The 16,868-nt window shown below is 72.1% G+C and carries 16 protein-coding genes; 8 read left to right on the forward strand and 8 right to left on the reverse strand.

Annotated features, from left to right (window positions below):
• Positions 1 to 109: 109 nt before the first annotated feature.
• The 5 genes from AB0950_RS04250 to AB0950_RS04270 are packed head-to-tail and all read left to right on the forward strand — an operon-like array spanning position 110 to position 4,428.
• Complete coding sequence (locus AB0950_RS04250; RefSeq protein ID WP_360144406.1) at positions 110 to 1,189, forward strand: PhoH family protein; 1,080 nt, start codon at positions 110 to 112, stop codon at positions 1,187 to 1,189.
• A 12-nt stretch (positions 1,190 to 1,201) separates the two neighbouring features.
• A complete protein-coding gene (gene ybeY, locus AB0950_RS04255; RefSeq protein WP_360144403.1) occupies positions 1,202 to 1,699 on the forward strand; it encodes an rRNA maturation RNase YbeY in 498 nt (165 codons plus the stop codon).
• A gap of 9 nt (positions 1,700 to 1,708) precedes the next feature.
• Complete coding sequence (locus AB0950_RS04260; protein ID WP_360144400.1) at positions 1,709 to 3,010, forward strand: hemolysin family protein; 1,302 nt, start codon at positions 1,709 to 1,711, stop codon at positions 3,008 to 3,010.
• Positions 3,007 to 3,366: an MmcQ/YjbR family DNA-binding protein gene (locus AB0950_RS04265; RefSeq protein WP_360144397.1), complete on the forward strand. Its 360-nt coding sequence runs from the start codon at positions 3,007 to 3,009 to the stop codon at positions 3,364 to 3,366. The genes AB0950_RS04260 and AB0950_RS04265 overlap by 4 nt, the downstream gene beginning before the upstream one ends.
• A 42-nt stretch (positions 3,367 to 3,408) precedes the next feature.
• On the forward strand, positions 3,409 to 4,428 hold the full coding sequence (locus AB0950_RS04270; protein ID WP_360144394.1) for a S66 peptidase family protein: 1,020 nt from the start codon (positions 3,409 to 3,411) through the stop codon (positions 4,426 to 4,428).
• Here AB0950_RS04270 and AB0950_RS04275 read toward each other — a convergent pair.
• Positions 4,413 to 5,846 carry an MFS transporter gene (locus AB0950_RS04275; protein WP_366777760.1) on the reverse strand — a complete coding sequence of 478 codons (1,434 nt, stop codon included), beginning with the start codon at positions 5,844 to 5,846 and terminating at the stop codon, positions 4,413 to 4,415. The genes AB0950_RS04270 and AB0950_RS04275 overlap by 16 nt on opposite strands.
• Positions 5,847 to 6,006: 160 nt before the next feature.
• On the opposite strand from AB0950_RS04275, the gene AB0950_RS04280 reads away from it, so the two are divergent.
• Both AB0950_RS04280 and AB0950_RS04285 read left to right on the forward strand, forming a co-directional pair.
• Positions 6,007 to 6,828: a helix-turn-helix transcriptional regulator gene (locus tag AB0950_RS04280; protein ID WP_360571181.1), complete on the forward strand. Its 822-nt coding sequence runs from the start codon at positions 6,007 to 6,009 to the stop codon at positions 6,826 to 6,828.
• A 49-nt stretch (positions 6,829 to 6,877) separates the two neighbouring features.
• The gene (locus AB0950_RS04285; RefSeq protein WP_360144388.1) at positions 6,878 to 7,231 is read left to right on the forward strand and encodes a cytidine deaminase; all 354 of its coding nucleotides are present in this window, start codon (positions 6,878 to 6,880) and stop codon (positions 7,229 to 7,231) included.
• Positions 7,232 to 7,237: 6 nt separating this feature from the next.
• Here AB0950_RS04285 and AB0950_RS04290 read toward each other — a convergent pair whose 3' ends face one another.
• Positions 7,238 to 7,576 carry a P-II family nitrogen regulator gene (locus AB0950_RS04290; RefSeq protein ID WP_360144385.1) on the reverse strand — a complete coding sequence of 113 codons (339 nt, stop codon included), beginning with the start codon at positions 7,574 to 7,576 and terminating at the stop codon, positions 7,238 to 7,240.
• Positions 7,573 to 8,883 carry an ammonium transporter gene (locus AB0950_RS04295; RefSeq protein ID WP_360144382.1) on the reverse strand — a complete coding sequence of 437 codons (1,311 nt, stop codon included), beginning with the start codon at positions 8,881 to 8,883 and terminating at the stop codon, positions 7,573 to 7,575. The genes AB0950_RS04290 and AB0950_RS04295 overlap by 4 nt, the downstream gene beginning before the upstream one ends.
• 184 nt (positions 8,884 to 9,067) lie before the next feature.
• Between AB0950_RS04295 and era the strand changes: the two genes are divergently transcribed.
• Positions 9,068 to 10,021 carry a GTPase Era gene (era, locus tag AB0950_RS04300; RefSeq protein ID WP_360144379.1) on the forward strand — a complete coding sequence of 318 codons (954 nt, stop codon included), beginning with the start codon at positions 9,068 to 9,070 and terminating at the stop codon, positions 10,019 to 10,021.
• Positions 10,022 to 10,222: 201 nt separating this feature from the next.
• Here era and AB0950_RS04305 read toward each other — a convergent pair whose 3' ends face one another.
• The 5 genes from AB0950_RS04305 to AB0950_RS04325 form a co-directional block, all read right to left on the reverse strand.
• Positions 10,223 to 11,209, reverse strand: a complete 987-nt coding sequence (locus AB0950_RS04305; RefSeq protein ID WP_360144376.1) for an NADPH:quinone reductase — start codon at positions 11,207 to 11,209, stop codon at positions 10,223 to 10,225.
• A 295-nt stretch (positions 11,210 to 11,504) separates the two neighbouring features.
• Positions 11,505 to 13,523 carry an anthranilate synthase family protein gene (locus AB0950_RS04310; protein WP_366777761.1) on the reverse strand — a complete coding sequence of 673 codons (2,019 nt, stop codon included), beginning with the start codon at positions 13,521 to 13,523 and terminating at the stop codon, positions 11,505 to 11,507.
• Positions 13,524 to 13,550: 27 nt separating this feature from the next.
• The gene (locus tag AB0950_RS04315) at positions 13,551 to 14,216 is read right to left on the reverse strand and encodes an isochorismatase family protein (protein ID WP_360570877.1); all 666 of its coding nucleotides are present in this window, start codon (positions 14,214 to 14,216) and stop codon (positions 13,551 to 13,553) included.
• A gap of 104 nt (positions 14,217 to 14,320) precedes the next feature.
• Positions 14,321 to 15,094, reverse strand: a complete 774-nt coding sequence (locus AB0950_RS04320; protein ID WP_360144367.1) for a 2,3-dihydro-2,3-dihydroxybenzoate dehydrogenase — start codon at positions 15,092 to 15,094, stop codon at positions 14,321 to 14,323.
• Positions 15,095 to 15,170: 76 nt separating this feature from the next.
• On the reverse strand, positions 15,171 to 16,817 hold the full coding sequence (locus AB0950_RS04325) for a class I adenylate-forming enzyme family protein (protein ID WP_360570879.1): 1,647 nt from the start codon (positions 16,815 to 16,817) through the stop codon (positions 15,171 to 15,173).
• Between the last annotated feature and the right edge of the window lie 51 nt (positions 16,818 to 16,868).

The following is a 16,868-nucleotide window of genomic DNA, read 5'->3' on the forward strand; positions in this document are numbered from 1 at the left end:
GAAAAGCCCTACGGGGTTGTCAGTGCACCGTCGTACCCTGGAATCGCGAGGCCGCCCCTCAGCTGTGCGGCCGTGACGAGGAGGAAGCGCAGGCCTTAAGCGCCGGCCCATGACACAGACACCCACAGCTCACACCCCCGCGCAGGAGCAGGCGAGAGCGCAGTTCACCGTCCCCGCCCAGCACCCCATGGTGACCGTGCTGGGTTCCGGCGACTCCCTCCTGCGTGTGATCGAGAGGGCCTTCCCGGCGGCCGACATCCACGTCCGGGGCAATGAGATCAGCGCGGTCGGCGACCCGGTGGACGTCGCCCTGATCTCGCGCGTGTTCGACGAGATGATGCTGGTGCTCCGCACCGGGCAGCCGATGACGGAGGACGCAGTGGAACGCTCGATCGCGATGCTCAAGGCGAGCGAGAACGGGACGAGCGACGGGCCCGAGACCCCGGCGCAGGTGCTCACGCAGAACATCCTGTCCTCGCGGGGCCGGACCATCCGTCCGAAGACCCTCAACCAGAAGCGGTACGTCGACGCGATCGACAAGCACACGATCGTCTTCGGCATCGGCCCCGCCGGCACCGGCAAGACCTACCTGGCCATGGCCAAGGCCGTGCAGGCCCTGCAGTCCAAGCAGGTCAACCGCATCATCCTCACCCGTCCGGCGGTGGAGGCGGGCGAGCGGCTCGGCTTCCTGCCCGGCACGCTGTACGAGAAGATCGACCCGTACCTGCGCCCGCTGTACGACGCGCTGCACGACATGCTCGACCCGGACTCCATCCCCCGGCTGATGGCCGCCGGGACCATCGAGGTCGCGCCGCTCGCCTACATGCGCGGACGCACGCTCAACGACGCCTTCATCATCCTGGACGAGGCCCAGAACACGAGCCCCGAGCAGATGAAGATGTTCCTCACCCGCCTCGGTTTCGACTCCAAGATCGTGATCACCGGCGACGTGACGCAGGTCGACCTGCCGAACGGCACCAAGAGCGGTCTGCGGCAGGTGCAGGAGATCCTCGAAGGGGTCGAGGACGTCCATTTCTCCCGGCTGTCCTCCCACGATGTCGTACGGCACAAGCTGGTGGGCCGTATCGTCGACGCGTACGAGAAGTACGACAGCAAGTACGGCACCGAGAACGGCGCTCACAAGGGCGGCCATGGCAAGCCCGGCGCCAAGGGCTCCAAGGGGAAGTAGACCAGCACGACCATGTCGATCGACGTCAACAACGAGTCCGGCACCGAGGTCGACGAGCAGGCGATCCTCGACATCGCCCGCTACGCGCTCGCGCGGATGCGCATCCACCCGCTCTCCGAGCTCTCGGTGATCGTCGTGGACGCCGCCGCCATGGAGCAGCTGCACGTGCAGTGGATGGACCTGCCCGGGCCCACCGATGTCATGTCGTTCCCGATGGACGAGCTGCGGCCCCCGTCCAAGGACGACGACGAGCCGCCGCAGGGGCTGCTCGGCGACATCGTGCTGTGCCCGGAGGTCGCCAAGAAGCAGGGCGAGGAAGCCCCGACCCAGCACTCCATGGACGAGGAGCTGCAGCTGCTCACCGTCCACGGGGTGCTGCACCTGCTCGGCTACGACCACGAGGAGCCCGACGAGAAGGCCGAGATGTTCGGGCTGCAGGCCGCCATCGTGGACGGGTGGCGGTCCGAGCGCGGGCTGACCGGGCCCTCCCCGGCGCCGACCGTCTCATAAGCGGCCCGCATGTCTCCGCAGATCGTGATCGGCGCGATCGCGCTGGTCGTCGTCGCCTGGCTCGCCGCCTGCGCGGAGGCGGGCATCGCCCGGGTCTCCAGCTTCCGCGCCGAGGAGGCCGTCAAGTCGGGGCGGCGCGGCAGCGCCAAGCTCGCCCAGATCGCCGCCGACCCCACCCGCTATCTCAACGTGGCCCTGCTGGTCCGCGTCGCCTGCGAGATGGCGGCCGCGGCCCTGGTGACGTACGCCTGCCTGGAGGAGTTCCCCGCCACCTGGCAGGCCCTGCTCGCCGCCATCGCCGTCATGGTCCTGGTGTCGTACGTCGCCGTGGGCGTCTCCCCGCGCACCATCGGCCGCCAGCACCCGCTGAACACCGCGACCGCGGCGGCGTACGTGCTGGTGCCGCTCGCCCGGATCATGGGACCCGTCCCGTCGCTGCTGATCCTCATCGGCAACGCCCTCACGCCCGGCAAGGGCTTCCGGCACGGCCCGTTCGCCTCCGAGGCCGAGCTGCGCGCGCTGGTCGACCTCGCCGAGAAGGAGTCGCTGATCGAGGACGACGAGCGCCGCATGGTGCACTCGGTCTTCGAACTGGGCGACACCCTCGTCCGCGAGGTCATGGTGCCGCGCACCGACCTGGTCACCATCGAGCGCTTCAAGACCATCCGGCAGGCCCTCACCCTCGCCCTGCGCTCCGGTTTCTCCCGGATCCCGGTCACCGGGGAGAGCGAGGACGACATCGTCGGGATCGTGTATCTGAAGGACCTGGTCCGCAAGACGCACATCAGCCGGGAGGCGGAGAGCGACCTGGTCTCCACCGCGATGCGGCCCGCGGTCTTCGTGCCGGACACCAAGAACGCCGGCGACCTGCTGCGCGAGATGCAGAAGGAACGCAACCACGTCGCCGTCGTCATCGACGAGTACGGCGGCACGGCCGGCATCGTCACCATCGAGGACATCCTCGAGGAGATCGTCGGCGAGATCACCGACGAGTACGACCGGGAACTCCCGCCCGTCGTCGAGCTCGGCGACGACCGCTACCGGGTCACCGCCCGCCTCGACATCACCGACCTGGGCGAGCTGTACGGCCTGGAGGAGTACGACGACGAGGACGTGGAGACCGTCGGCGGCCTGCTCGCCAAGGCCCTCGGCCGCGTGCCCATCGCCGGCGCGTCCGCCGAGGTGGAACTCCCCGACGAGCGCCGGCTGAAACTGACCGCGGAGGCAGCGGCCGGACGCCGGAACAAGATCGTCACGGTCCTGGTGGAACCGGTCCCCGTGCCGGTCGTCGAGGAGGAGACGTCCGAGTGACCCCTCAGGAGCTGCGCGCCTTCTGCCTGTCCTTCAACGCGGTCGTGGAGGACTTCCCGTTCAACCCTGAGACGTCGGTCTTCAAGGTGCTGGGCAAGATGTTCGCCCTCACCGCCCTGGACGCGCGGCCCCTGACGGTCAACCTCAAGTGCGACCCGGAGGACGCGATCCGGCTCCGGGCCGACCACGAGGGGCTGATCGTCCCCGGCTGGCACATGAACAAACGGCACTGGAACACCGTGACGGTGGACGGCGGGCTGCCGGACCGGCTGGTGAGAGAGCTGGTCGAGGACTCCTACGACCTCGTCGTCGCGGGGCTGCCCCGGGCGGAGCGCCTGCGGCTGGACCGGCCGTAAATCCGGTTGCCCGGCGCGGCCCGCACGCGGTCGGATCTCCGTATGACGATCAGGTGTCCGCGCCCGCTGCGCCCCGGTGACCGTATTGGTGTGACCTCCCCGTCCAGCGGGGTGGCCGAGAAGATGCGCGCCCGTCTCGACGTCGCGCTGCGCGACCTCGAGCGGCGCGGATACGAGGTGGTCGTCGGCCGGTGCATGGACGGCTCGACGCACATCAGCGCCCCGGCCGCCGACCGCGCCGCCGAGCTGACCGCGATGCTGACCGACCCGACGATCCGGGCCGTGGTGCCGCCGTGGGGCGGCGAGACCGCGATCGACCTGCTGCCGCTGCTCGACTTCGAGGCGATCGGGCGGGCCGAGCCGACCTGGGTCGTCGGCTACTCGGACATGTCCACGATCCTCGCCCCGCTGACCCTCCTCACCGGCGTCGCGACCGTCCACGGCAACAACCTCATGGAGACCCCCTACCGGACACCCGAGGGGCTGGTGTCCTGGCTCGACATCGCCACCGCCGCGCCGGGGGAGCCGTTCGCGCAGACGCCGCCCGGGCGGTACCGGACCGCTCGCTTCGACGACTTCGTCGGTCACCCGGAGGTCCGCGACTTCACGCTCGACGCGGAGGGCGCCTGGACCCGGCTCGACGGCGACGGAGACGTGGACGTCGAGGGCCGGCTGATCGGCGGCTGCGTCGAGACCATCGGTCACCTGGCCGGCACCCCGTACCTCGACACCTCGCGGTTCGCCGGGGACGAGCCGCTGCTCGTGTACGTCGAGGCCTGCGAGGACAACGCCTTCACCATCTGCCGCCATCTGCACGGCATGCGGCTCGCCGGGTTCTTCGACCGGGCCGCCGCCGTCCTCGTCGGCCGCACCCACGCCCCCGACGGCCCCACCCTCACCCAGCACGAGGCCGTCCTGGACGCGCTCGGCCCGCTCGGGGTCCCGGTCATCGCCGATGTCGAGTGCGGGCATGTCGCGCCGTACCTTCCCCTGGTCAACGGCGCGCGCGGCCGTGTGGTGCACACGGCCGCGCGGAGCGGGATCGTTCAGACCCTGGACTGACCCCGGCGCAGGCCCAGTCCGACCAGGACGGCGGCGGCGAGGACCACGCCCGCGTCCAGGGCGAGGACCGTGTGGACGCCGCTCAGCAGGTCGCCGGAGGTGGTGGCCAGCACGCCCAGCAGCGGGATGCCGACCGTGATCCCCACCTGCTGGGTGGAGGTCACCAGACCGGTGGCCAGGCCCTGTTCCTCGTCGGGGACGCCCGAGGTGACGGTCAGGCCGTACGAGATGATCGCGCCCAGGTGGCACATGCTGGCCAGGGACACGGCGGCCGTGGCGAGCCAGACCGACCAGGTGTGGGCCTTCAGCAGGAGCAGCGTCGCGATCAGCGCGCCCTGGCCGGTGAGCGAGCCGACCAGGGTGCGGCGGGCGCCGAAGCGGCCGATCACCTTGGGGGCGAGGGTGCCGGCGACGGCCGACAGCACGCCCTGGACGCCGAAGACGAGGCCCGTCTCGAAGGCCGAAAGGTGCAGGATCTCCTGCAGGTACAGGGTCAGCACGAAGATCACCGTCGACATCATCGAGAAGGTGACCAGGCCGCCCACGTTGCCCCACGCCACCGTGCGGCGGCGCAGCATCGGCAGCGAGACCAGCGGGGCGGCCGTACGGGACTCGACGACCGTGAACGCGGCCAGCAGGAGCAGACCGGCGACCAGGGTGGTGACGACGTCGGCGCGGGCGAAACCGTGGTCCGCGGCCGTGGACAGGGCGTAGATCAGCGACAGCAGCCCGGCGGTCACGGTCACCGCGCCGGGCACGTCCAGGCGCGGCCGCTCCGGGGTGCGCGACTCCGGCAGCAGACCCGGCGCCAGCGGCAGCACGATCAGCGCGAACACCGACAGCAGGGCCATCGTGGAGCGCCAGCCGAACGCGTCCGTCAGCACACCGCCCGCGACCATGCCGACGGTGAAGCCCAGCGACAGCAGCGTGCCGGAGATGCCGAGGGCGCGGTCGCGGGCCGGGCCCTCCGGGAAGGTGGTGGTCAGCAGGGACATGCCGGCCGGGACGATCGCCGCCGCGCCGAGGCCCTGCACCGCGCGTCCGGCGAGGAAGGACGCCGGGTCCCAGGCCAGGGTGGCCAGCAGCGAGGCCGCGCCGAACAGGGCCAGGCCGGTCAGGAACAGCTTCCGGCGGCCGTACAGGTCGCCGATGCGGCCGAAGAGCAGCAGGAACCCGCCGGAGGGCAGCGCGAACGCGGTGACCGCCCACTGCAGGGCCGAGCGGCTCATGCCGAGGTCGGAGCCGAGTTCGGGCAGTGCCACGTTCAGCACGGAGAAGTCCAGCGCGACCATGAACTGGGCGGCGCACAGGACGAACAGGACGAGCTTGTCACGCGTCGACAACCGGGGCGGCCGGGGGGTGTCGAGCGTCGTGCCCGTGGAGGTCGGGGTGGATGAGGTGGTGGTGTCGATCGCCATGCGTCGAGCTTCGGGGGCGCGGAATACTGGTGGGGAGTCGGAACTTATGGTGGTGCCGGCACCACCAGACACGGGGACCGTCACGACGGGGGAGGAGCGGCACGTGCCCGCTGCCGAGGCGACACGGAGTCAACGACGCGAAGAACTGCGCGAGTTCCTGATGAGCCGGCGGGCCCGGGTCAGCCCCGAGGAGGCCGGGCTGCCCGTGGGCGGCGGCCGGCGCCGCACGCCCGGACTGCGCCGGGAGGAGGTCGCCGTGCTGGCCGGGGTGGGCGCCTCCTGGTACCAGTGGCTGGAGCAGGGCCGGGAGATCTCCGTCTCCCCGCAGGTGCTGGACGCCGTCGCCCGGGTGCTGCGCCTCAGCGACGCCGAGCGCCGGCATCTGTATCTGCTGGCCGGGATGAACCCGCCGGCGCCCGAAGTGGCCCCGGGCAAGCGGGACATGTGCGACGGGCTGCGGCGGCTGATCGACACCTGGATGCCGTATCCGGCGCACATCATGGACCTGTACTACAACTGCGTGATGTACAACGACGCGGCCGCGATCGTGCTCGGCATGCGGCCGGACATCACGCAGAACTGCCTCGTCGACTTCTTCACCGACCCGCTGTACCGCGCGCGCAGCCACAGCTGGGAGCGGAACGCGCGCACGGTCGTGGCGCAGTTCCGGGCGGCGTGCGCGGCGCGGCCGGACGACGAGGGGTTCCAGGCGGTGCTCTCCGAGGTGAGCGAGGCCAGCGCCGAGTTCCGGGAGATGTGGGCCGAGCGGGACATCGAGGACCAGGGGCAGATCCGCAAGGAGCTGGAGCATCCGCTGGCCGGGCTGCTGGTGGTGGAGTCGACGGTGCTGAAGGTGCCGGCCCGGCCCGACCTGATGATCGTGCTGCACACTCCGCTGGACGAGGCGAACACCGCGGAGAAGCTGGAGTGGCTGGCGTCCCCGGAGGGGCGGCGCGGCGCGATGTATCCCGTGGCGGGGTGACGCGACCCCGTCGCGGGGGCGGCGGGGCGGGGCTTCGTATGCTCGGGGCATGACCGAGAGCAACGCGCTTGATCCCGAGGACCGCAAGATCGTGACCCTGGCCCGTTCCGCGCGGGTCCGCAACGGGGTGCCGGAGGGGGCGGCCGTACGGGACGACACCGGGCGCACCTATGTCGCCGGGACGGTGTCGCTGCGCTCGCTGGAGCTGAGCGCGCTGCGTACCGCCGTGGCCATGGCGGTGGCGTCCGGGGCCACGTCGCTGGAGGCGGCGGCGCTGGTGACGGAGGCGGAGTCCGTGCCGGCGGAGGACCTGGCCGCGGTCGCCGACCTCGGCGGAGCGGGGACGCCGGTGCTGCTGGCCGGGCTGGACGGAGCGGTACGGGTGACCGTCTCCGCCGGCTGACGCAGCTCAGAGCGCGTCGGGGCCGTGTTCGCCGGTTCGTACGCGTACGACCGTGTCCACGGGTACGGCCCACACCTTGCCGTCCCCGATCTTGCCCGTGCGCGCGGCGTTGACGATCGCGTCGATCACGGCGTCGGTGTCCGCGTCCTCCACCACGACCTCGATGCGCACCTTCGGCACCAGGTCGACGCGGTACTCGGCGCCCCGGTACACCTCGGTGTGGCCGCGCTGCCTGCCGTAGCCGCTGGCCTCGGTCACGGTCAGGCCCTGCACGCCCAGCTCCTGCAGGGCGGTCTTGACCTCGTCCAGACGGTACGGCTTGACGATCGCGGTGATGAGCTTCATGCCTGGCTCTTGACCTTCTGGGCGGTGGAGAGGACGGACGAGCTGACCGGGGCGCCGTGGCCCAGGACCCCGTGATCGTAAGCCGTCTCGGCGTGCACCGTAAGGTCGAGGCCGGTGTGTTCCTGCTCCTCGCTCGCCCGGAGGCCCATCACCTTGTCGAGCAGCTTGCCGACGCCGTACGTCACCGCGAAGGCGTACGCGGCGACGGCCGCCACGGCGAGGAGCTGCTTGCCGAGCGGGGCGAGCCCGCCGCCGTAGAACAGGCCCTGCGCGCCGCCGGTCATCGCCTTCTCGGCGAACAGGCCGATCAGCAGGGTGCCGATGATCCCGCCGACCAGGTGGACGCCCACGACGTCCAGGGAGTCGTCGTAGTTCAGCTTGAACTTCCAGCTCACCGCGTAACTGCAGACGACACCGGCGGCCAGGCCGACGACGAGGGCGCCGAGCAGGGAGACCGTGCCGCAGGACGGGGTGATCGCGACCAGGCCGGCCACCGCGCCGGAGGCGGCGCCGAGCGTGGTGGGGTGGCCGTCGCGCTTCTGCTCGACGAAGAGCCAGCCGAGCAGGCCGGTGCAGCCGGCGGCCAGGGTGTTGAGGAAGGCGGCCGCGGCCAGGCCGTTCGCGCCGAGCGCGCTGCCCGCGTTGAAGCCGAACCAGCCGAACCAGAGCAGACCGGCGCCGAGGATCACCATGGGCAGGTTGTGCGGGCGCATGGCGTCCTTCTTGAAGCCCAGGCGCGGGCCGAGGACCAGGCACAGGGCGAGACCGGAGGCGCCGGAGGTGATCTCGACGGGCAGGCCGCCCGCGAAGTCCAGCGCGCCCAGCCTGCTCGCGATCCAGCCGCCGGGGCCCCACACCCAGTGGGTCACCGGAACGTATACGAGCAGCGTCCAGACCGGCACGAAGACCAGCCAGGCCGCGAATTTCGTCCGGTCCGCGACCGCGCCGCTGATCAGCGCCGCCGTGATGATCGCGAAGGTCAGCTGGAAGGTGGCGAAAAGCAGGGTGGGCACCGTGCCGTGCACGCTGTCCGGGCCGAGGCCGCTCATGCCGGCCTGCCGCAGCCCGCCGATCAGCCCGCCGAACGCGTCGTCGCCGAAGGCGAGGGAGTAGCCGGCCGCCAGCCACACCACCGTGACCAGGGCGATCGACACGAAGCTCATCATCAGCATGTTGAGGACGCTCTTCGTGCGGACCATGCCGCCGTAGAACAGGGCCAGGCCCGGGGTCATCAGCAGGACGAGGGCGGTCGCGGCGAGCAGCCAGGCGGTGTCGCCGGTGTTCACGTGTGCGGCGGCGAGGGTCACGGGCGTCTCCAACGGGGAGGGGGCTCGTCAGAGGGTCACCGGTGAGCGTTTCCGGTTGCGTACGGGTGTGTTTCCGTGACGTTTCATTGCCTGAGGGTTACCGGAACCTCACAGCGTGGCGCGGCCCGCAAGGCCGGGGCCGTACGGTACGGGGCGGCCCTGTGGATCAGGGACAATGAACGGCATGAGCGTTCGCACCCCGTCATCCGAAGAGCCGGCCGAGACCGTCCACCGCGCCGGCTTCGCCTGCTTCGTGGGCCGCCCCAACGCGGGCAAGTCCACCCTCACGAACGCTCTGGTCGGGCAGAAGGTGGCGATCACGTCCAACCGGCCGCAGACCACCCGGCACACCGTACGCGGCATCGTGCACCGCCCCGACGCCCAGCTGATCCTGGTCGACACCCCGGGCCTGCACAAGCCGCGCACGCTGCTCGGCGAGCGGCTGAACGACGTGGTGCGCACGACGTGGGCCGAGGTCGACGTGATCGGCTTCTGCCTGCCCGCCGACCAGAAGCTCGGCCCCGGCGACCGCTTCATCGCCAAGGAACTCGCCGGGATCAAGAAGACCCCGAAGGTCGCGATCGTCACCAAGACCGACCTGGTGGATCCGAAGGCCCTGGCCGAGCAGCTGATCGCGATCGACCAGCTCGGCCAGGAGTTGGGCATCGAGTGGGCGGAGATCGTGCCGGTGTCGGCGGTCGGCGCCAAGCAGGTGGACCTGCTGGCCGACCTCCTGATCCCGCTGCTGCCCGAGGGCCCCGCGCTGTACCCGGAGGGCGACCTCACGGACGAGCCCGAGCAGGTGATGGTGGCCGAGCTGATCCGCGAGGCCGCGCTGGAGGGCGTCCGCGACGAGCTGCCGCACTCCATCGCCGTGGTCGTGGAGGAGATGCTCCCGCGCGAGGACCGCCCCGCGGACCGGCCGCTGCTGGACATCCACGCCAACGTCTACATCGAGCGCCCCAGCCAGAAGGGCATCATCATCGGCCCCAAGGGCAAGCGCCTGAAGGAAGTCGGCATCAAGTCCCGCAAACACATCGAGGCCCTCCTCGGCACACCGGTCTTCCTTGACCTGCACGTCAAGGTGGCCAAGGACTGGCAGCGAGACCCCAAGCAGCTGCGCAGGCTGGGCTTCTGAGTTCGTTTCGCACCATGGTGGTGCGGGGCTTGGCACGTGCCTGATGAGGGTCGGTATCAAGTCCTGTGAGCACATCGAAGCGCTGCTGGGCACGCCGGCCGCGCGGCGGTAGCCGCACGTCGATACGGCCTGGACCTGCACGTCAAGGTGGCCAAGGACTGGCAGCGAGACCCGAAGCAGCTGCGCAGGCTGGGCTTTTGATCACTCCCTTCCCCGTACGTCGAGGACGACGCGTCGGCCGCGGGTCTCGCCCTGTTCGAGTCTGCGGTGGGCCTCCGCGGCCGCGCTCAGTGGGAAGGACGTGACGGCGCGGGGGCGCAGTCGGCGGTTCGCGAGGAGGCGGTTGATGGTGACGGCGGCCTCGGCGAGTTCGCCGGTGGTGGCATGGGAGATGACGAACCCCCGGATGCTGCAGTCCTTCATGTAGAGGGCACCTGCCGGGAGTTCGGGGTGCGAGGCGGCGCCGGCCAGCAGGACGATCCGGCCGCGCGGGGCGAGGAGCGGGACGGCGAGGCCGAGGTCGTTGGTGCCGCTGGTATCGACGTAGAGGTCGACGCCGTTCGGGACGTGCTCGCGCAGGGCGTCCAGGAGGCGGTCGGAGCGGTAGTCGACGACCGCGTCGGCCCCCAGGGAACGGCAGTGGTCCGCGTCGCGCGCGGCGGCGGTCGCGACAACCCGGGCACCCGCTTCGACGGCCAGGACCGTCAGCGCGCTGCCGACGTTGCCGGCGGCCCCGGCCACGACCACGGTCTCTCCGGGCCGCAGCTCCCCGTGCGTGAACAGGCCCAGGTAGGCGGTGGCCGCCGGATGCAGCACGGCGACCGCGGTCCTCGGATCGACGCCTGCGGGCAGGTGGTAGAGACGGTCGGCGGGTACGACGGCCCGTTCGGCCGCGGCGCCCTGCCGTCCCTCGTGGCCGAGGCTGTTGCACCACACGGTGTCCCCGACGGCGAACCCGGCAGCCCCGGGTCCCGCCTCGGCGACCGTGCCCACCAGGTCGCGGCCGACGACGAACGGGAACGGCAGCGGCGTACGGAAGACACCCGACCGTACGAAGGTGTCGACGGGGTTGACGGTGGTCGCGGTCACGTCGACGAGGACGTCGGTGGGGCCCGGGCGGGGATCGGGCAGTTCGCCGTGGCGAATGGCCTCCGGGGTGCCGAGCCGTTCGATGTAGGCGGCGCGCATGGCGAGTGGTCTCCCTTTCGCGGTGCAGGGGTGTCAAGGGGTGGTGCGGCATGGCGGGGCCGGCGGGTCACGGTTTGCGGGGGCACGGCCGGCGCACTCTCCAGCCCCCGATGGCCAGCGCCGCGTCCACCGGCTCCCGGTGCCGCCCCGAGGTACTGGAGCGGATCGCACAGCGTGGTCAGCTGCCCGGGCGGCAGGGCGGCAGGGCGGCAGGGCGTCCGGGTGACCGGCGCGGGTGAGGTGCTGCGACAGCGGACAGGGGCCGCCCGGAGAGTCGCGGTCAGCGAACGGGGGATCAGCCCAGGGCGAGCGCCGGGGCGGTGGTGATCGGGGCCGGGGCCAGCAGCCGGGCGAGTGCGTCGGAGACGATGCCCAGGCCACCGGGCGTGAGCAGCGACTCCGGGTGGAACTGGACGGACGCGAACGCCGGGCCGCGCAGGGCGTGCACCTCGCCGGTCTCCGGGGCGCGGCAGACCTCGACCGGGCCGGCCGCGAGCGGGTGGGTGAGCAGGTCGCCGTCGTGCACGGCGGCGAAGGTGTTGTAGAAGCCGACCGGCTGGCGCTGCCCGAAGTAGTCGATGCTCTCCTGCTGGCCCTGGTGCGGGCTGTCCTTGCGGACGACGGGCAGTCCGAGCAGGGTGGACAGCACCTGGTGGCTCAGGCAGACCGCGAACGTGGGGCGACCGTGGGCGAGCTGACGCAGGGTCAGTGCTCGCAGTGCCGCGATCTTGGGGTGGTGGATGTCGCTCGGATCGCCGGGCCCGGGCCCCAGCACCGTGAGGTCGTACGCCGAGGCGTCGAAGTACGCGTCGTGGTCGCGTACCGTCACCGTCGCACCGAGCGAGCGGATCTGCTGGGCGAGCATCGCCGTGAAGCTGTCCTCCGCGTCGACCACCAGGACACTGCGGCCGGCCACCGCCGCGGTCACGGCGTTGCGTTCCTCCGGCCGGGCGAACCAGTACGGCGCCAGGCGGGCGTTGCGCCGCTCCAGGGCCTCCCGCACCTGTGGGTGCGCGGCGAAGCTGCGGGGCCGGACCGCGGCGGACGCCTGGGCGGAGGCGGAGGGGGCGGCGTGGGCCGTGGCATTCGCGGCGATGGTGGCGGCCGGGGAGGCGGAGGGCGCGAACGCCCGCCACAGCGCCTGCGTCTTCGCCCGCGTCTCCGCCGCCTCCGCCGCCGGGTCCGAGTGGCGTACGAGGGTGGCGCCCGCGCCGATCTCCAGCCGCCCGGCCGCGTCGATGTCGGCGGTGCGTATGAGGATCGCCGAGTCCAGCGTCGGGCCGTCCGCGTCCCGGCCCAGCAGGGCGATCACGCCGCTGTAGTAGCCGCGGCCGCGCGGTTCGTGCCGGGCGATGACCCGGCAGGCGCTGGCCAGCGGGGAGCCGGTGACGGTCGGGGCGAAGAGGCCGGCGCGCAGGATGTCGGCGGGCGCCGCCTCGCTGCGGCCCTCGATGACGTACTCGGTGTGCGCCAGCCCGGACATCTCCTTGAGGAACGGGCCGTGCACGGTGCCGCCCTCGGGGCACACCTGGCCCATCATCTTCAGTTCCTCGTCGACGACCATGTAGAGCTCGTCGCGCTCCTTGGCGTCGTCGAGGAAGGACAGCACACCGGGCAGGTCCGGTCCGGCGGCGGGATAGCGGTAGGTGCCGCTGATGGGGTTCATGGTGACGGTGCCGCCGCGCTGGGACATGTGGCGTTCGGGGGTGGCGCCGATGAAGGTGCGGTCGCCGGTGTGGACGAGGAAGGTCCAGTAGGTGCCGCGCTCCCGCTCCAGCAGCCGCCGGAACGCCGCGGTGACCGGCCGCAGGGAGGGGGTGCCGAGTTCGGCGACCAGGGAGCGGCGGATGACGAAGTTGGCGCCCTCGCCCTGCCCGATCTCGTCCTCCAGGACGCGGCGGACGGTCGCGGCGTACGTCGCGTCGTCAGGTTCGAAACGCGGCGTGGACGGCTCTGGGGCGTCCTCGGGCAGGCAGGCGATGACCTCCTCCAGCGGCAGCTGGTGGTGGGTGTGCGGGACCAGCGCGAGCACCGGCTCGCCGTCGTCCTGGCAGGCGAAACCGCGTTCGGTGATCTGCCGGTAGGGGATCAGCGCGAGGCTGTCGATCACCGGTGCGGCGGGACGGGCGGCGGCGCCGCGCGGGGGCCGGGGCAGGTCGTCGAGCCGGTCCAGCCGCTCGACGTCACCGATCAGGAGGTCCACGAGCCCGGGGCCGCCGGTCTGGGGGCGGTACAGGAGGGCGAACGGGGGAAAGGTGGCGCGGAGCAGGTCCGCGAGCCCTCCTTCGAGGGCCGGCGCCTGGTGCGGGGTCATGTCACGTCCTTTTCGTGGTCGGCGCGTTCAGCGCGTGGCGGTCGCGAGGGCGGGTACGGGCTGCAGGGCGGCCAGGACGTCGGCCGTGGTGGGGGTGGCGGCACAGCGCTCGGCGGCATACGTCAGGGCCTGGACGTGGTAGTCGTAGGAGAAGTCGGCCACCGCGTCGGCGACCAGGAACGGCTGGATGTCCCGGGTGAACGCGTCGCAGGCCGTCATCAGGCAGCCGACGTGCGCGTACACGCCGCAGACGACCAGCTGGTCGCGGTCGGCGGCGGCCAGCCGGTCCGCCAGGTCGGTGCGGGCGAAGGCGCTGTAGCGCCACTTGGTGAGCACGGTCTCGCCCGGCCGGGGCGCCAGCTCCGCCAGGATGCTCCGGTCGGCTGCGTCGGCCCGCATCCCCGGTCCCCACACGTCCATCAGCAGTCCGCGCTCGGCGGGCGTCATGCTGCCGGGCTGCGCGGTGTAGAAGACCGGCATCCGGGCCCGGCGGGCGGCGTCCAGCAGGGCCCGTACGTGCGCGGTGACCGAGCGGCGGGGCTCGGCGTCCGCGGCGTACGGCGCGAGGAAGTACTCCTGCATGTCGTGGACGAGCAGCGCCGCGCGGGACGGGTCGGGCCGCCAGCCGACGGCCTGAGCCGGCCAGGCGTCGCGCCCGGGGAGCGGGTAGGCGGGGATGGGGGCGATGGACATGGTGGTCCTCCCGTTGCGGAGAGAAGCGGCGGGGCGAAGGAGAAGGGCGGCCTCGGTGGGGAAGAAGGGGGCGGCCCGGTGACGAGAAGGGGCTCGGCAGACCGTCAGGCGCGCAGTGACTGTCCGCCGTCGACGTAGATGTCCTGCATCGTGATGTGCCGGCTGCGATCGGAGGCCAGGAAGGCGACGGTCTCCGCGACGTCCTCGGGGGTGGCGAGCCGGCGCAGCGGGATGCCCAGCCGGTACGTGGCCGGGTCGCCGTCGATCACCTTCTGCCGGGCGTCGGGGCCGTGCCACAGGGCGTGCTGCATGGCGGTGTCGACGGAGCCGGGCGCGACGACGTTGCAGCGCACACCGGTGGCGGCCAGTTCCAGGCCGAGGCACTTGGTGAAGATCGTCGAGGCGGCCTTGGAGGCGGCGTAGGCGGCCATGTTCATCCGCGGCAGCGCGGCCGCGTTGGAGGCGACGGTGACGATGCTGCCGCCACCGCGGGCCGCCATCCGTCCGGCCACCGCGCGGGAGACCAGGAAGACGCCGGTGGCGTTGCAGCGCAGCACCTCCTCCCAGGTCTCCTGGGTCAGCGCGGCGATCGGGCCGGTGCGCAGGATGCCCGCGCAGTTCACCGCGACGTCGACCGGACCGAGTCCGGCCTCGATGCGGTCCAGGGCGGACTCGACGGCGTCGGCGTCACGTACGTCCAGCTCGATCGCCATGTGCCGGGCTGCTCCGGGCAGTGCGGCGATCGCCTCATCGAGCGCGACGGGATCGGTGTCGCTGGCGGCGACCCGGGCGCCGTCCTCGGCGAGCCGGCGGACGACGGCGCGGCCGATGCCGCCCGCCGCGCCGGTGACCCAGGCGACGCGTCCGTGCAGTTCCATGCGGTGCTCCTCGGGGTGGGCGGGTACGGCCGGGCGGTTCAGGACCCGGTCCGCACCCCGTAGGCAGGCGGGTACTTCACGCCGGCGAACCGGCGAGCGAGGCGGTCTCCTTCGGCTCCCGGGCGAGCGAACCTGCAAGAGGGGTCCTCTCCTTCGGCTCCTCGGCCGCCGCGGCGAGCATGCGTCCCAGCTCCAGCCGCTTGATCTTGGTGGTGGCGGTGTGCGGCAGATCGTCGATGCGCCACTGCACGGGATCGGCCATGTCCGGCAGCCCGGCCGCCGCGGCCCTCCAGGCCGCCAGGTCCAGCGGCCGGTCCTCCCGCGTGCACACCACCGGCACCGGCCGGCCGTCCGCGCCCCGTACGACGATGACCTCGGTCAGCTCGGGCAGCTTCGCCAGCAGCGTGTCCTCCGCGGTCAGGGTGGAGCCGAAGCCCTCGATCACGTCGACCTCGCGGTCCAGCAGATACAGGCGGCCCAGCCGGTCGCGGTAGCCGACATCGCCCATCCGCCACCAGCCGTCGGCGGTGACCTGCCGGGCGTAGCGCTCCGGTTCGCCGAGGAAGGTCACTGCGCGGCCGTCGCTGCGGACGTCGATGTAGCCGGGGTTGTCGGGCGTGACGGGCCTGCCGTCGCGGCTGACCACCCGGACCTCGGTCATACCGGGGAAGGGGACGCCGACCCGGCGCCCGTTCGCGTCCGCGGCCTGGCGGCGGGTGAAGCAGGAGGCGACGACGGGCCCGGTCTCGCTCTGCCCGTAGAGCTGGACGAACAGCGGGGCCGTACGGCGGGAGGCGTGCAGCAGGCGGTGCACGGTGCGCGGGTGGATCGCGTCGAAGGTGCTGGAGAAGTACTTGACGCCGGCCAGCGGGCCGCGCGGGTCGTCCGCCAACTCCTCCCACTCCATGAAGGAGTTGGGGTGCGCTTCGAGGATCCCGGGCCGCAGCCGGGCGAAGAGGTCGGCGGTGTGCCGCGGCGAGGAGTCCTTGAGGACGAGCAGCGGGAAGCCGCGGTACAGGGAGAGGGCGATCGCGCTGATGACCCGGGAGTGCACGAAGGAGACGTGCATGGCCACGGTCTCGCGCCCCCGGACCAGGGCGACCGCGGAGGCCTGCGGCCGGTAACGGGCCTGCAGCGTACGGCTGGTGTGCACGGCGAGCTTGGGCAGGCCGGTGGTGCCGGAGGTGTGCGTCACCAGCGCCGGGTGGTCGGCCGGCATGGTGACCGGGGCGACCCGCGCCACGCCGGCCAGGTCCGCGAGCGCCGTGGCGCCGGGGTGGTGGCCCGCGGCGAGCAGCACGCTGGTCGCGTACTCGTGGACGGTGGCGGGGAGTTCGCGCTCCAGCTTGCTCTGGTCGGTCAGCAGGTGGGCGGGGGCGGCCCGGCGCAGCAGCTCGGCGACCGACGCGCCGTCGAGCTTCGGGGACAGCAGGACGGGTACGCCGCCGATCCGGGAGACGGCGAAGGCCAGCAGCGGGATGTCGAAGCCGTCGGACTTGTGCAGCACGACGCGCTCGCCGGAGCGTACGCCGGCCGCCCACAGCCGGGCGGCGTAGTCGTCGACCAGATCCGCGGCCTCGGAGACGGTCAGCCGGCGGCCGCGCTCGGGGGCGATGTCCAGGTCGTGGTCGAGGGTGATGACGTTCGCCGGGTGCTTGGCCGCGGCCCGGTCGAGTATCGTGCCGAGACCGATTCCCTTGTTGCCGATGCGTTGCAGAAACATGGTGGTTCCTTTTTTCGGTACGGGCGGACGGTGGTGCGGGGAATCTCCGCG

The organism is Streptomyces sp. NPDC007189 (genome assembly GCF_040703635.1).
In the GTDB taxonomy this organism is placed as follows: Bacteria; Actinomycetota; Actinomycetes; order Streptomycetales; family Streptomycetaceae; genus Streptomyces.